The following is a 14,781-nucleotide window of genomic DNA, read 5'->3' as shown; positions in this document are numbered from 1 at the left end:
TATTTGCTCATCATAGAGAGCGATAGGGACATCGTATGCATTAGCACGTAGGAGTATTACTATGCATACGATGTCTTTTTGTTTTTATATATGTATGAATAGATAAATCTCACGGCACGAGTTCGCCGCTACGCACTTTGACCATCAGTTTTGTCCAGGCGAGCAACTGAGACAGGTTCGTGGGGAGGGTGAATTCGTAGGGAACGTCATGGTCGCTCGCTGTCGATAGCTCCAACTCCAGACGCGTAACCTCTGGAGTATTGACGCGATAACCGGTTAAGAATTGATCAGCAGTGAGCGAGCTAGTAATCTGCCCTTCGTTCTCCTTCACGAGCATCTCTTCCATCCCTTTCTCTGACGATGAGAAGAAGATGCGGATGCGATCGCAGGGGATACCATGATAGGCTCTTAGGAGCGTAAACAGGGTTGGTAGCGATGTCAGAGAGGATGAACGCCATTGCCAACTTTGTGTGTGGGCGACTTTAAATGCAACACGATAGTAAATCAACACTATACCTCTTCAACCAGTCCTCCATGCTGCGTATTGTGGTAAGCGTTGATACACAAGCAGTATTCAGTTGCCCTCACCACGCGTTTTCTTCAGCATTGGAGTTATACAGGTGTACGATATTCTTTTACTCTATAGACGAGCCAACGTAGAGTTTTTGACCCGCAATTTTTGAGTGAATTTGGTAGAGACTCGCGATCTTGCTCAAAAGGGGGTTTACAATTTTGACGGGGTGTGTTATTATCTAATCCGCCAGGGGATGTAGCTCAGCTGGGAGAGCGCAACAATCGCACTGTTGAGGTCAGGGGTTCGAGCCCCCTCATCTCCACCGGAAAGTACCATCAAAGTCTTGCCAATCGCGAGCGTTTGTGATATAGTAGCGATGCTGAAACGCACGCGATGAGCAGGAGTAGTAGGTCTCTTCAACAGAGAGTAGCCGGATGGTGCAAGGCTGCAAAGCCAGACCGAACTCGCCTGTGAGCAGCGAGAGTGAGCTTCAAAAGGCTGGATACTGAAAAGTATTGAGTTCTGAATGTGAAGTTAGCACTTGCCGGGACGCCCGTTATAGCGTACAATGAGAGTAGATCTCAGAGACAAGTACCAGTTTAAGCCATTTTCTATGGGCCTGTAGCGCAGCTGGGAGAGCGTCTCTATGGCATGGAGAAGGTCAGGGGTTCGAGTCCCCTCAGGTCCACCGCTTGTATCCTGAGATCGAAAATCAGGGTGGTACCACGGAAAAACCTTTCGTCCCTTATGGATGAAAGGTTTTTTATTATCTGTTATCATATCTGTAATCTTTGTATCCATGTCTATATTCATATCGTTTTTTTTAAAGATTGATACTGTATCAACGTTGATACACGGGGAGGGCCAATTTGATTACTCGCACGAAATATAACCCGAAAGAGGTTGAGAGTAAGTGGCAGACTCAATGGGAGGCGGATCAGTTATATCATGCTTCCGATGATTCTCCGAAACCGAAATTCTATCACCTGGTGATGTTCCCTTATCCATCCGGTGATCTCCATATGGGCCATTGGTATAACTATTCGCCCTTTGATGCCTATGGTCGCTTTAAACGTATGCAGGGCTATAATGTGATGCAGCCAATCGGCTTCGATGCCTTTGGGCTGCCCGCCGAAAACGCCGCCATCAAACGTGGCATTCAGGCGCGCACCTGGACGCTGGCGAATATCGAGAATATGCGCAAACAACTGCGAGCAATGGGTGCGCAGTGGGATTGGCAGCGCGAGGTCGTGACCTGTCTGCCGGACTACTATAAATGGACGCAATGGCTGTTCCTGCAATTTTATAAGCATGGGCTGGCCTATCGCACCAAGGCACCAGCCAACTGGTGTCCTGGTTGTAATACCACGCTGGCAAACGAGCAAGTGCTGGCTGATGGCACCTGTGAGCGTTGTGGCAGCATCGTGGAGCGTCGCGAGATCGATCAATGGCTACTGAAGATTTCGGCCTATGCCGAGCAATTGCTGGACTTCCCCGATGTCGAGTGGCCGGAGAAGACGATCACGATGCAGCGCAACTGGATCGGGCGCAGCGAGGGCGCGGAGATTCGCTTCTACACTGAGTTGAACGGTCAGCGCGAAGAGATCCCCGTTTTTACCACGCGTCCCGACACCATCTATGGTGTGACCTTTTTTGTGCTGGCTCCCGAGCATCCCTGGGTCGAGAAATTGACGACTCCCGAGCGCCAGGAGGAGGTCACGGCCTATGTAGAGCAGGCGCGGCGCATGACTGAGATCGAGCGTATGAGCGCCGATAAAGAGAAGAGCGGCGTGTTTACCGGCGGGTATGTCACTAATCCGGTGAATGGTGAGAAGGTTCCTGTCTGGATTGCCGATTATGTGTTGATGGGTTATGGCGCTGGGGCGATTATGGGCGTGCCCGCCCACGATCAGCGCGACTTCGAGTTTGCCCGCAAGTTTGGCTTACCTATCGTTGAGGTAATTCGGGGAGAGGGCGAGGAGTCGAGCGATCCCGCAACCTGGACGGAGGCGAAGGCAGCTCTGGGCGCGATGGTCAATTCTGGTTCTTTCGATGGTACTCCCGGCGATGAGGGGATTGCGAAGGTCACGCGCTTTATCGAGGAACAGGGCATTGGCAAATATATGGTCACGTATCGCCTGCGCGATTGGTTGATCAGTCGCCAGCGCTACTGGGGTGCGCCTATTCCCATCGTCTATTGTCCAGAGCATGGGACGGTGCCGGTGCCGGAGGATCAGTTACCGGTCTGGCTGCCAGAAAATGTGCAGTTCAAGTCTACCGGCGAGTCACCCCTGCGCTATGAGGCCGATTTCTTGAATACGACCTGTCCCGTGTGTGGCGGTCCGGCCACGCGTGAGGCGGATACGATGGATACCTTCATCTGCTCGTCGTGGTACTATCTGCGCTATGCTGATCCCCACAACAGCGAGCAGGCGTGGAGTCCGGAACGGTTGAAACAGTGGTTGCCGGTCGATCAATATGTCGGCGGTGTCGAGCATGCCATTCTACACCTGTTGTACTCGCGCTTCTTTGTGAAGGCGCTGCGTGATATGGGGCATCTGGATTTTGATGAGCCGTTCAAGCGTCTGTTCCATCAGGGCATGGTGCTTGGCTCAGATGGGCAGAAGATGTCCAAGTCGCGTGGCAATGTTGAAGCTCCCGACAAGTATGTCGAGAAATATGGGGCCGATACGGTGCGCTGTTACATGATGTTCATCGGTCCATTTGATGCGGGTGGCTCCTTCAAGGCTGAGAATCTGGAGGGCATTTGGCGCTTCTTGAACCGCGTCTGGAGCCTGATGAACGATGCCTGGGTGGAGAATCCAGGTCAGGAAGAGACCGACGAGACGAAGGGTATCGAGCGGCTGCGCAATAAGACCATCAAGCGTGTCACTGAAGATCTGAGCAATTTCCGCTTCAATACGGCGCTGGCGGCGTTGATGGAATATAACAATGTTCTGATCAAGCAGCAGAATGAGCTGGTGGCGCGGACGGCGACCTATCAGCGTGCTCTGGAAACGTTGATGCAATTGCTGGCTCCGCTGGCACCTCACATTGCTGAGGAGTTGTGGCATTTGACGGGGCACACGGCCAGCATTCACACATCGGAGTGGCCTGGTTATGATGAAGCGTTAACGAAGGATGAGACCTTTACGCTGGTTGTGCAGGTTAACGGCAAAGTGCGCGAACGCATCGAGACGGCAACTGATATCAGCGAGAGCGAGATACGCAAGATGGTCCTGACTAATCCTCGCGTCCTCTCGTTTATCGGTGATGCGACGGTACAGAAGGTCATCTACGTTCCTGGTCGTCTGGCGAACGTGGTTGTACGAAATAAGTAGATGTAACAAAGATATCGTGTTTCGATTCTGAGCTATGCCAGGGGAAGATGGTCATCATCATGTTCCTCTGGCATGTTTATTGTGTTATTATCTCCTTGAGGCATGTTGGAACACGTTTTTCCTTTTCCATTTTTCGGACCTTCTAGCGTTTGTACAGTAGTGGTCAGAATTACCTCAACTCATCCATTTGGTGAAAAATACGTAACGTCGTTGATGACATAGCATAATTGGCGTTGGTCATGGAACCTTTTACCCGGTTCAAACGTATATAGGTCAGATAACTCGTGCGAATTGCTTTCCTGGCGCAGGCGGGAACAGCATGGGAAGGTCATTTGTGCAGTGAGGTATTTCACAGTGTAGGTGTCGTTTATTAAATAGGTGCTACGTCCTTTTCCGCTTATACTTTGTAGGTAGAGAATAGGTTAGTAGGAGGGAACGGACGAACGGTGAGTGCAATTTGATATTTGAAAAAGTGGGAAGCCAGGCGTCTACTTGAATAGTGGAGAGGGTGCATCTCTTCGGGAAGCCGAGAATAGCTATTGAAAAAGCGGAAGATTACAGTGGTGGGTCGCCCACTCTAGGCGTAGGTGGAAGGATACAAGCATGAATACACAACCTTTAGAGAGGTTACCAGAAGTTAATAGCGTCGTTACGGAGACGGAAGCTCTAGAGCAGTGTGGGTTTGCTCAGGATGAAGTTATTTCTTTGCTCTGGCTTCGCCAGTGGTATCAACATGGCGGCAGTGATCGCGTAGAAATTGTACGCCGTCTCGAATTTTTGAAGTTGCTCGTCGTTCACGGTAAAGTCGATCTGTAGCTGCACTTTGTTTGTTTGATAATTGTTGGTTGATTAATTCTGGCATATCTGTAAAACCTGATGAGGTATTATAAAATATCTACCTTATCAGGTTTTTATTATGTAGGATGACTTTATTTATGATCGTCTATATATAGTAAAAACGAGGGATGTTGCAGGTAGAGGGCAGGAAAAAGTGCTACAATCAAACCTAAACGGGGCAGTTTGCGTACATATTGATGATGAACTGAAGATGCAGCGGGTGGAGTGCTGGATATTACTATCTGGCGTTACCCCCCAGAGGTTCAGCGTCATAGATTACGCGAAGAGTAAGGAATTTTATGCGAATTATTCTCTACCTGGGTAAAGGTGGCGTTGGCAAAACCACCGTTTCTGCTGCTACGGCTGTTCGGTCGGCAGCACTGGGGAAACGCACTTTAGTAGTCAGCACCGATCTGGCTCATAGCCTTGCCGATTGCTTGCAAGCGCCACTGACCTCTGAACCACAAGAACTGGCTCCCAACCTCTGGGCGCAGGAGGTCAATGTACTGGATGAGATGCGTCGTGGTTGGGGCAAGTTACAGGAATCGATGACGAAGGCTCTGCGCAAACAGGGCATCGATCCGGCGATGGCGGGCGAACTGGCCCTCGTTCCTGGTATGGACGAGATTGTCAGCCTGATCAACATTTATCGTAATGCGAAAGAGGGCAGTTTCGAGGTGGTGGTCATCGATGCCGCTCCCACCGGAGAGACCGTCCGCCTGCTAAGTATGCCCGATACCTTCCAGTGGTATGCCAGCCGTGTCTCTCGCCTTCAGAGCACCACCCTCAATCTAGCACGTCCCCTTTTGAAGGCTGTGCTACCTACGACAGAGATTCTCGATGCGGTGCAGGCGTTGAGCGAGCGCGTGAAAACCCTGCGCGTAGTTCTTAGCGATCCTGACACCAGTTCTTATCGTCCGGTCGTCAATCCTGAGCGTATGGTCATTAAAGAAGCCCTGCGCGCCGAAACCTACCTTTCCCTCTTTGGCTACCCTATCGATAGTGTCATGTGTAATCGCGTCATCCAGGCTGGCGACTACCAGGACACCTTTATGCAAGAGTTGTATCAAAATCAGGAAAAGCTACGAAAACAGATCCATCAAACGTTTGCGCCTCTACCTATTTGGGAGGCTCCCTATTATTCGCGCGATATCCTGGGTGTGGAGCAATTGGGCGAACTGGCTCACACCATCTTTGGCGAGCAAGATCCCACGCAGGTTTTCTATAAAGGGGCCGTACAGGAGGTCACACGCGAGGGCGATGCTTATGTGCTGCGTCTGCCGTTGCCACATGTGGAGATGAACAAGGTGTTGATGACGAAGAGGGGCGACGAGATGACGATTGAGATCGGCAATTTTAAACGCGAGCTTACGCTTCCTGCTATTCTAGTCAATCAAGAGGCCACCGTTGCACGTCTGGTCAATAAGGCTCTGGAAATACATTTTGTGGCACCAGCCGAACCCAAAGATAAATCAGCATAGTCACTATTGAAAACCGATATGCGCAGGGCAGGCTCTTACAAGAGAGCCTGCCCTCTTTGTTTAGCGGACCTGTGAGCGGTTCGCTGTGAGCAGGCCATTTTCGGCCAGTGCTGCGTCGAGGTTGCGCTTGACACGGGTTGGGTGTGGTCCGATCAGGCGACCAATCTCCTGGCCTTTGTGGAAGAGCAGCAGCGTTGGCATGCCTTGAATGCCGTAGTGCATCGCAATGTCCTGGCTCTCATCAACGTCGGTTTTGACAAAGCGTGCCACTCCCTGATACTCTTCCCGACCCAACTTTGCCAGCACTGGTTCCAACGCGTGGCAATGAGGACACCAGCTGGCACTGAACTCCACGATTACCGGAAGATCGGCCTGTAGCACTTTCGACGCGAAATCTAAATCGCCCACTTCCAATAGCATATTCTGTCCTGTCATAATTGTTTCTCTCTTTCGTTTTGCTCATGTATCTTACAGGCTGGTGTTTTTGGCTCACATCAGCTTATAATGAGGGTACAACTTAAAGTTGACTTGAAGTCAAGAGGAATATGCGAGAATGACAAAAGATCTGACGATCAGTGAGGTGGCGCAACGGGCGGGCTTGCGCGCCTCTGCTATACGCTATTATGAGAGCGTGAATCTTCTGCCTGCTCCGAAACGTGTGAGTGGACAGAGGCGCTATAACCCCGATGTGTTGCGTCGTTTGTCGTTTATTCAAGTAGCGCAGGCCGCAGGATTTACCCTGGCCGAGATGCAGACCCTCTTCAATGGATTGGATGGGGGAGAACCGCTCTCGGAGCGCTGGCGAACGCTGGCCCGCCAAAAAATGGGCGAGGTCGATGCGCTGATCTTGCGGGCGTATGGCATGAAAACGATGCTGGAGAATGGCCTGAACTGTGGTTGCCTGAGCCTGGACGAATGTATCGATTGCGTGCTGATCAATTGTCAGCCACCACAACTACATAACCCGATCAAAATGAGCGAGAAATGAGTTGACTTTTGTTCTAGAAAACCTCTATCATAGAGGACGTTCTGACTGTGAGTGAGTAGTAGAGAGTGAATTGTAGAGAGTAGAGCATAGTAGCGTAACGAAGTATAGCGTATGTCAAGGCAAAATAGCAGTCCGCTTGCTTCTCATGTTGAGCGAGCGCGTAAAGTATTACAGCACGAACAACGGTTGCATTATCAGGATAAAGCCATTCTTTCGGGTGGCCTGGAGGTATTTGCCTCGCGCTGGACGGATGAGATCAGCACAGTATGCCAGCAGGAGGGGCTAGATCTAGCCCCTGTCCATCATTTTATGGAATATCTAGTGGGATATCGCCAACAAGACCCCATGCAGCGTGCCGCCAGCTTACGAGCTGCCCTCTCCGTCCTTGATGATCTCGATGGCGACCATCCAGCGCCACCTGCATTGCAAGCGAAAAACGTTTCCACAACTACCAGCCCTTCACGTCCAAAGGCGAAGGCGGCGCAAAAAGATCAGGAGGCACCTGTACAGAAGCCAGTAACGCGGAACAAAGCGGAGGTTGCGCAACTTGACGGAAAGAAAGAGATGCCTGCAAAAGCGGCTCCTGTTCGCACGCCTCAGCTTCACAACAGCGTGCATCTGGAAGCAGGGATGTCGCAGGGGCATGTGGCGCTGACCATGTTGAGTGCGGATATCTCGGCTCTGCAAGGAGTGGGACCGACGATGGCGGGGAAATTGCATCATCTGGGCATTCGTACCGTGCGTGATCTGCTCTTTTATTTCCCGCGCGAACATCGTGATTATAGCCAGTTGGTGAAGATTGCCGACATTCCATTTAATGAGCTAACAACGACAAAAGGTATTATCTGGGAAGTTGAAACCAAGCGTACAGGCGGTGGAAGGACGCGTACGATTGCAACAATCTCCGATGAAACTGCGAAGTTATACGTCTCCTGGTTTAATCAATCGTATCTACAAAAACAGTTGAACGCTTCTAAAGGCGATTATCTGGTTGTCACGGGGATCAAACAGCGCTTTGGCAATAAGATCGAATTTTCTGTGCGCAGCCATGAATTTCCTGAGCAGAACGATCTGTTGAATACGGGGCGGCTGGTTCCAATCTATGCGCTGACCGAGGGACTGCACGCCAAAACATTGCGGAAGCTGACCAAGCAGGCGGTTGATCGCTATGTGGGGTATGTTAACGAGCATCTCCCACCATCTGTGCGCTCGGCGGGAGAACTGGTGCCGCTGCCACAGGCGATTGAGCAGATCCACTATCCTGAGAGCCATGAACTGCTGGATTCCGCGCGTCGTCGTCTGGCCTTTGATGAGTTGTTTTTGATTCAGCTTGGCATGCAGGAGCGAAGGAGTCGCTGGCAATATGAGGGACCGAAGGGGCAGAGCTTTGCAATAGATGCTTCCCGAGTGTTTATGCAGCCGCCCGACGATCTGTTGCCCGCCTCCTCAAAGCAGATGACGGGGGAGAGCGCGGGATCAACGCTCTGGTCGGTCGCAGCGACGGAACAGCCGCTTGAGGCCACGCTACCGTTTGCGTTCACTGATGCACAGCGGCGTGTGATTTGTGAAATCTTTGCTGATCTGGCGCTGAATAAGCCAATGTGCCGTCTCTTACAGGGTGATGTCGGGGCCGGTAAAACCGTTGTGGCGGCGGCGGCCCTCTTTATGGCGGTCTTGAACGGTTATCAGGGCGCGATTATGGCACCGACCGAACTGCTGGCCGAGCAGCACGCCCGGAGCATCGGGAAAATGCTGGAGCCATTTGGTATCCATACTATCTTGCTTACTGGCAGCCAGCGTTCACGTGAGCGTGCATTGGGACGGGCTGCGCTGGAGAGTGGTGAGGCCGCGGTGGCGATTGGCACGCACGCACTGATTCAGGATGATGTGAATTTTCGCAGCCTGGGTTTGGTGATTGTCGATGAACAGCATCGTTTTGGCGTGGAGCAGCGTGATGCCCTGAGACAAAAGGGCTACCATCCTCACATGCTGGTGATGACTGCGACCCCTATTCCGCGCACTCTGTCTTTAACTCTCTATGGCGATCTGGATGTTTCGGTCATCGATCAATTGCCGCCGGGACGCCAGAAAATCATTACGCGCTGGCGTTCGGGGGCGCGTCGGCGCGAAGCCAACGAACTGATCAGACAGCAGGTGAGCGAGGGAAGGCAGGCGTTTATTATCTGTCCCTTGATCGAGGAGTCCGAGTCGCTTTCCGTCAAGGCGGCAACGACCGAATATGAACGCTTGCAAAAAGAAGTGTTTCCTGAATTGCGTCTGGGCCTGTTGCATGGAGCCATGAAGCCTGCGGAGAAGGATCAGGTGATGCACCGCTTCCGCGATCACGCGCTTGACATTCTGGTGGCAACTTCTGTCATCGAGGTTGGCATCGATATCCCCAACGCAACGGTGATGGTGATTGAAGATGCAGACCGCTTTGGCCTCTCGCAATTGCATCAGTTTCGTGGACGCGTTGGGCGTGGCAAGCATCAATCATATTGCTTTGTTCTTAGTGCTGAAGCCAGCTTGCAGGCTCAGGAACGGCTGGGAGTGTTTCAGGAGATCGACGATGGCTTTCGTCTGGCCGAGGAAGACCTGCGCTTGCGTGGTCCGGGCGATTTTATCGGCGTGCGTCAGAGCGGAATGCCAGAATTGCGCATTGCTGACCTCAACGATACCCCATTGATCCATCTGTCTCGCACCATTGCGGCGAAGCTGTGGGAGAGCGATCCCTATCTACGCAAATCAGAACATGCCACCCTGCGCGAGAAGATGCGCCTCTTCTGGCAAAATTTCATGGCGCACTGAAAATACACTCAATGCACGCTGAAACGTGTCGTAGTCGCGCGATTTATCGCGTATGTGCGGGATTGCGCGATAAATCGCGCGACTACGACACGTTTCAGCGTTATTTCGTTAAATTTAATTATAGTGTGCCATGACTCCTTCCTCCCTTTCTAGGAGAGGAAAATACTGTTTTTCATGCCTCTTTTCAAGATTTCCCTTATAATTATTGCTCATCTTATATTTTGACCTACACTTACATAAAGTAAGAAATCACCTGAGATATAGAAAATTTGCTTGTTGTCTCTATATATAGTGCTGAGATTTTTCAGGCCGTTTATAGAGTGCATTGAACTTAATATCTTTTCTTCTGGGACAAATAATGAGAGTAGAGCGGTGGGCTTGAGCCGCCTTCTTTAGCCGGAACAGGCGTGAACATTGAAAAATGATCGAGGCGTTTCTGAGAAATATTATAGATTTGATGGAAGCTTTGACGCTATATCGTTAAGCCGGATAGTAAATATTTTCTTCCGGTAGCAAATATGCTTGACAGACAGATAAGCTTCTATGTATTCTATGCTTATACCCTGGCTGCTTGATCAAAAAGTGTAGTTTGTGGACGGTGTTGTCCACCGATGTAGGAGCAACTCCGTTCACTTTTGAAGCTCTCTACGAGGAGAGGAGCCTGAAATGGAATCAGTAAGCCGACGCGCGGTTTTAAAGGCGGCAGGAGGATTGGCTGCCGCGAGCACAGGCGCCTGGTGGCTAAGTGGGTGTGCGCCCGCTTTTAATACCGGTGCCAAGAAAACGATCAACTTCTGGGCATTTTCAGACACTCGCATTTTCTGGCAGAAGAAAGCGTGGGATCTGTATAAGCAACTGAAAAAACCAGATTTCGAGATGAACTGGCTTATTTTCCCCTATCAACAGATGCACGACAAGATCCTTATCACCTCGCAGGCTGGTTCTGGTGGTCCAGATATCGCCGATATTGAGATTGGTCAATTTTCGCGTTACATCAAAGGCGATACTATTTTTGTAGATCTGAAGCCGAAATTAGAAGCAATGGGGGTACTCGACAAGCTCTTTAAGCCCTCCGCAACCGATCCCTGGACCTGGAAAGGCAAGATCTATGGGATGGGTAACGAGCTAAACACATGTCTGATGGCTTATCGTTTCGATCTTTTGGAGAAGGCCAATATCAAAGTTCCTTTTGAGACATGGGATGACTTCATTGAGGCCGGGAAGAAGTATCATCAGGATACGGGAAAGTACTTGATAGAGCAACCATACAGCGATGCGGGTTACTGGTGGGTGATGACCTTACAGCAGGGCGGAGGCTACTTTGGTCAGAGTGGGCAACCTACAGTGAATGCTGCCCCCGCGATCAAGACGGCAACGTATATGCAGCAGGCGATTAAAGATGGATGGTCAACGCCTCGACCTCTTTCGGCCTCATACAATGCCCAGGTCGATTCGGGTGTTTTTGCAACAATCCTGGGGCCATCGTGGAACTTCAGCGGTTTTACACAAGAGAATGCGCCGCACACGAAAGGGAAATGGCATTTGCAGCCTCTCCCATATTGGACACCTGGTAGTGGTTCTCGCACAGCCACCTGGGGTGGAACCGGCGTCTCTGTTTTGAAAACATCACAAAGTGTTGAAGAGGCGATGGATTTTGTCACTTTTGAACATACCACTCCTCAAGCTCTGTTGTACGACTTTGACGAGCGCCAGGTCTGGCCGACATTTAAACCTGCTCTCGATGACCCTCGTCTGAGTCAGCCTCTTGAATTCTTTGATAACCAAAAGGTTGGAGAGCTGATTAAAGAAGTCTCCCCCGAGATCAATACCTGGTACAATTCTCCCTACTGGCCTGAAACTGTCGATGCAACCATTCGTGTGGGCCTTTCTCCGACCATTCTGCAACCCGGCACTGTAACGGCAGAGCAGGCGATGAACAATGCTCAACACGAAGCGCTGAGTATCATCAGCTTTGAGACTGCCTAGTCCAGACTCTATCTGTGAGAAGGAGAAACTTACATGGCAACGGCTCAAGTTACCGCGCCGCAGCGTAACACCTCTGGCCTCTATAACTGGTGGCGACGCAATCAACGTCAGATTTCGCCTTATCTGTTTGTCGCGCCATTTTTTATCATTTTCCTGGTCTTCGGCCTCTACCCCATCGTCTATTCGTTCGTGCTCAGCTTCTATAAAGGATTTGGCTTTGAGCAAAAGGCGTTTTTCGGCCTCGGCAACTATATTCACCTTTTTCAAGACCCACGCTACGGCAAGGCTGTACTCAATACCACCAAATATGCGGCAGGGAGTGTTTTTATCCTCGCGCCTCTCGCCCTGCTCGTTGCGCTTGCTATCAACTCCGCCTATGTTCGTTGGAAGGGATTTTATCGAACAGGCCTGTTTTTCCCGGTGATTACCTCCAGCGTTGTGATTGCCATCATCTTTGCCCGGGTGTTTGATCAACAGTATGGCCTCTTGAATGTGGCTCTTGGCTGGTTTGGCATTCCGCAGACAGGCTGGTTGACAGATACAAATGTTGTGATGAATTCCTTCATCCTGATGGGTATCTGGACATGGCTTGGCATCAATACGCTCTACTGGCTTGCGGGCTTAAATGGCATCAATAAAGAGTTCTATGAGGCGGCTGCTATTGATGGAGCCAATAAATGGGATTCATTTGTGCATATTACCTTGCCAATGTTGCGGCCCATTATGCTCTTTGTCGTTATTCAGGCCATTGTCGGCTCATACAACCTGTTTGAAGGTCCATTCCTGCTCACCAGCGGCGGCCCTGCTGACGGATCGTTAACGATGACGCTTTACATCTACACTCAGGGTTTCCAGAACTTCAATGTAGGGTATGCCAGCGCCATCGCTTACTCGATGACCGTGATCTTGCTCATCCTGTCCATCGTAAATATTCGTCTGTTTGGATGGCAGGCTGCTGGCGAGTAGCCAGCTGAGAGAGCAATGTTGCAGACGTTGTATTTGCCAGTCGTGCAACTGTAGACTCTGCAACAGGCAAGAAGGTCTTTTGTTGGTGACATACATAACTGAGAGGATACAATAATGGCGAACGCAAATATTGTTGTACAGGAGACGGCCAGACCTGTTGTGCGTGCTTCTAGAGCGGCCCCTTCCAAAAAGGTTCGTTTCACCGTTGGCACGGTGCTTGTGAACGCGATCTTGATTTTGCTGGTAGTGCTGACCATTGTTCCATTTCTCTATATGATGTTCAGCGCCTTCAAACCAAATACGGAAATTTTTGGGACGCCGATCACCTTTTTCCCACAAAATCCCACGTTCGAGAATGTGCAATCGCTGATTGCTAACTTCCCGTTTGCTCGCTGGGCGTTTAATACCGTCATTGTGGCAGTTGTTGGATCGCTGCTTTCCGTCTTACTGAGTTCGCTTGCTGGTTTTGCCTTTGCGAAGTATGAATTTCGCTACAAAAATGTGCTGTTTATGCTCATGCTGGCGACGCTGCTCATTCCGAACCAGGTATTGTTGGTGCCTCAGTTCGAGGTCGTTCGCACACTGGGTTGGTTCAATACCTATGAGGGTCTGATTATTCCCCGCGCAGTCGGAGCCTTTGGTATTTTCCTGATGCGCCAGTATACCGTCAGCTTGCCAAGCGAGTTGCTCGATGCTGCGCGTATTGATGGCGCAACCGAATTTGGTATCTGGTGGCGAATCGTGCTGCCGCTGGTGCGCCCCGGATTGGCTGTGCTGGGCATTCTCTCCTTTACCGGCCTGTGGAACGATTTCTTCTGGCCTCTGATCATCACGACTGATCCCAGCATGTTCGTCGTGAACCTGGGCATCTCTTCCCTGGTCGGACCATATGATTACCAGTATGGTATTCTGCTTTCTGGCACATTGCTGGCCTGCCTGCCAGTGATCATCATCTTCCTGTTCTTCCAGCGTCAGTTTATCGCAGGCTTCACAGAAGGAGCTTTCAAGGGATAGGTCCACGTTGAGAAGATAAGCTATCCACGGTTTTTCGTGCCAGATGCTCGACTGTTGCGAGCATCTGGCATTTTTATCTGGATGATTTGAATGTTTCTGTGTAGCGACAAATCCTTGCGGTTGTCGCGGGCAAATGAGCCGTATTCGTGTATAGACCGCGACAACCGCAAGGATTTGTCGCTACTTGACGAAAAATATGCTCTGCGTTACAATAAGTCAAAGTTGACTAAAGGGCAAAGCATGTATAAACAGGTAATGTTGCTCGGCTTGCTGCTCGAAAAGCCGATGTATGGACAGCAAATCCGGGAAGTCATAGAGAATCATCATGATTTCCTGGCAAATTTCATGAAGAAGCCAACGATCTATTATCAATTGGAGCAGCTGGCGAAGGATGGCTATCTGGAGATCCGCCGCGAGACGGTGGAGGCTCCCGGTCCTGGTTCTGCCCATGATTCGCTGGCCCTCCGTGAGCGCGATGTCTACTACATTACCGAGCAGGGACGACGCTATTTCCATACATTGTTGCGAAATATGCTCAGTACCTATCGGCCCGGTCTGAGCGAGGTCGATGTCTGCTTTTTCTTTTTGCATCATCTGAGCAAGCAAGAGGCAATTGCTCTGTTAGCTGAGCGTCATGTCCTCGTTACCAGCTATCGTGCCAGCGTCGTTCGCCAATATGAGGGAACACAGGACGAGGCGCACCGGCTGGTGTACGATCATGATGTGATGTTGCTGGATGCCGAACTCAACTGGTTGCAGCGGACGATCAATCATCTCCGTTCCAGCCACGAGCAATCCTCTCAAGTTACGGCATAAGTATAGAAGTGGTATTTTGCCGTTTTTTCT

The 14,781-nt window shown here is 50.7% G+C and carries 11 protein-coding genes and 2 tRNA genes; 11 read left to right on the top strand and 2 right to left on the bottom strand.

Going from position 1 to position 14,781, the window contains the following annotated elements:
• Positions 1–109: 109 nt before the first annotated feature.
• A complete protein-coding gene (locus tag K3T83_RS10680; protein ID WP_220202957.1) occupies positions 110–508 on the bottom strand; it encodes a hypothetical protein in 399 nt (132 codons plus the stop codon).
• Positions 509–763: 255 nt separating this feature from the next.
• On the opposite strand from K3T83_RS10680, the gene K3T83_RS10675 reads away from it, so the two are divergent.
• From K3T83_RS10675 to K3T83_RS10655, 5 genes are all read left to right on the top strand, one after another.
• Positions 764–836: transfer RNA gene (locus K3T83_RS10675), tRNA-Ala, on the top strand.
• A 293-nt stretch (positions 837–1,129) separates the two neighbouring features.
• Positions 1,130–1,202 (top strand) — tRNA-Ala (locus tag K3T83_RS10670).
• A gap of 181 nt (positions 1,203–1,383) precedes the next feature.
• Entirely contained in the window at positions 1,384–3,855 is a 2,472-nt protein-coding gene (leuS, locus tag K3T83_RS10665; RefSeq protein ID WP_220202956.1) for a leucine--tRNA ligase, read from the top strand.
• A gap of 603 nt (positions 3,856–4,458) precedes the next feature.
• Entirely contained in the window at positions 4,459–4,671 is a 213-nt protein-coding gene (locus tag K3T83_RS10660; protein WP_220202955.1) for a hypothetical protein, read from the top strand.
• A gap of 320 nt (positions 4,672–4,991) precedes the next feature.
• The gene (locus K3T83_RS10655; protein ID WP_220202954.1) at positions 4,992–6,173 is read left to right on the top strand and encodes an ArsA family ATPase; all 1,182 of its coding nucleotides are present in this window, start codon (positions 4,992–4,994) and stop codon (positions 6,171–6,173) included.
• A gap of 60 nt (positions 6,174–6,233) precedes the next feature.
• On the opposite strand, the gene K3T83_RS10650 is transcribed toward K3T83_RS10655, so the two are convergent.
• Positions 6,234–6,608, bottom strand: coding sequence for a thioredoxin family protein (locus K3T83_RS10650; RefSeq protein ID WP_220202953.1), 375 nt, complete (start codon positions 6,606–6,608; stop codon positions 6,234–6,236).
• Positions 6,609–6,726: 118 nt separating this feature from the next.
• On the opposite strand from K3T83_RS10650, the gene K3T83_RS10645 reads away from it, so the two are divergent.
• From K3T83_RS10645 to K3T83_RS10620, 6 genes are all read left to right on the top strand, one after another.
• Positions 6,727–7,161 carry a MerR family transcriptional regulator gene (locus K3T83_RS10645; RefSeq protein ID WP_220202952.1) on the top strand — a complete coding sequence of 145 codons (435 nt, stop codon included), beginning with the start codon at positions 6,727–6,729 and terminating at the stop codon, positions 7,159–7,161.
• Between the two features lie 111 nt (positions 7,162–7,272).
• Positions 7,273–9,969, top strand: coding sequence for an ATP-dependent DNA helicase RecG (gene recG / locus K3T83_RS10640; protein WP_220202951.1), 2,697 nt, complete (start codon positions 7,273–7,275; stop codon positions 9,967–9,969).
• A 666-nt stretch (positions 9,970–10,635) separates the two neighbouring features.
• Entirely contained in the window at positions 10,636–11,955 is a 1,320-nt protein-coding gene (locus tag K3T83_RS10635) for an ABC transporter substrate-binding protein (protein WP_220202950.1), read from the top strand.
• A 33-nt stretch (positions 11,956–11,988) separates the two neighbouring features.
• Positions 11,989–12,921: a carbohydrate ABC transporter permease gene (locus K3T83_RS10630; RefSeq protein WP_220202949.1), complete on the top strand. Its 933-nt coding sequence runs from the start codon at positions 11,989–11,991 to the stop codon at positions 12,919–12,921.
• Between the two features lie 114 nt (positions 12,922–13,035).
• Complete coding sequence (locus tag K3T83_RS10625; protein WP_220202948.1) at positions 13,036–13,935, top strand: carbohydrate ABC transporter permease; 900 nt, start codon at positions 13,036–13,038, stop codon at positions 13,933–13,935.
• Positions 13,936–14,175: 240 nt separating this feature from the next.
• Positions 14,176–14,751 carry a PadR family transcriptional regulator gene (locus K3T83_RS10620; RefSeq protein ID WP_220202947.1) on the top strand — a complete coding sequence of 192 codons (576 nt, stop codon included), beginning with the start codon at positions 14,176–14,178 and terminating at the stop codon, positions 14,749–14,751.
• Positions 14,752–14,781 lie beyond the last annotated feature (30 nt).

It is taken from the genome of Reticulibacter mediterranei, assembly GCF_016587455.1.
This window is presented reverse-complemented; position numbering and strand designations above follow the sequence as displayed.

Coding starts and splice junctions, on each gene's coding strand:
- K3T83_RS10635 (WP_220202950.1), top strand. CDS start 10,636: ATGGAATCAGTAAGCCGACGCGCGGTTTTAAAGGCGGCAGGAGGATTG.
- K3T83_RS10630 (WP_220202949.1), top strand. CDS start 11,989: ATGGCAACGGCTCAAGTTACCGCGCCGCAGCGTAACACCTCTGGCCTC.
- K3T83_RS10645 (WP_220202952.1), top strand. CDS start 6,727: ATGACAAAAGATCTGACGATCAGTGAGGTGGCGCAACGGGCGGGCTTG.
- K3T83_RS10660 (WP_220202955.1), top strand. CDS start 4,459: ATGAATACACAACCTTTAGAGAGGTTACCAGAAGTTAATAGCGTCGTT.
- K3T83_RS10625 (WP_220202948.1), top strand. CDS start 13,036: ATGGCGAACGCAAATATTGTTGTACAGGAGACGGCCAGACCTGTTGTG.
- K3T83_RS10655 (WP_220202954.1), top strand. CDS start 4,992: ATGCGAATTATTCTCTACCTGGGTAAAGGTGGCGTTGGCAAAACCACC.
- recG (WP_220202951.1), top strand. CDS start 7,273: ATGTCAAGGCAAAATAGCAGTCCGCTTGCTTCTCATGTTGAGCGAGCG.
- K3T83_RS10650 (WP_220202953.1), bottom strand. CDS start 6,608: ATGACAGGACAGAATATGCTATTGGAAGTGGGCGATTTAGATTTCGCG.
- K3T83_RS10620 (WP_220202947.1), top strand. CDS start 14,176: ATGTATAAACAGGTAATGTTGCTCGGCTTGCTGCTCGAAAAGCCGATG.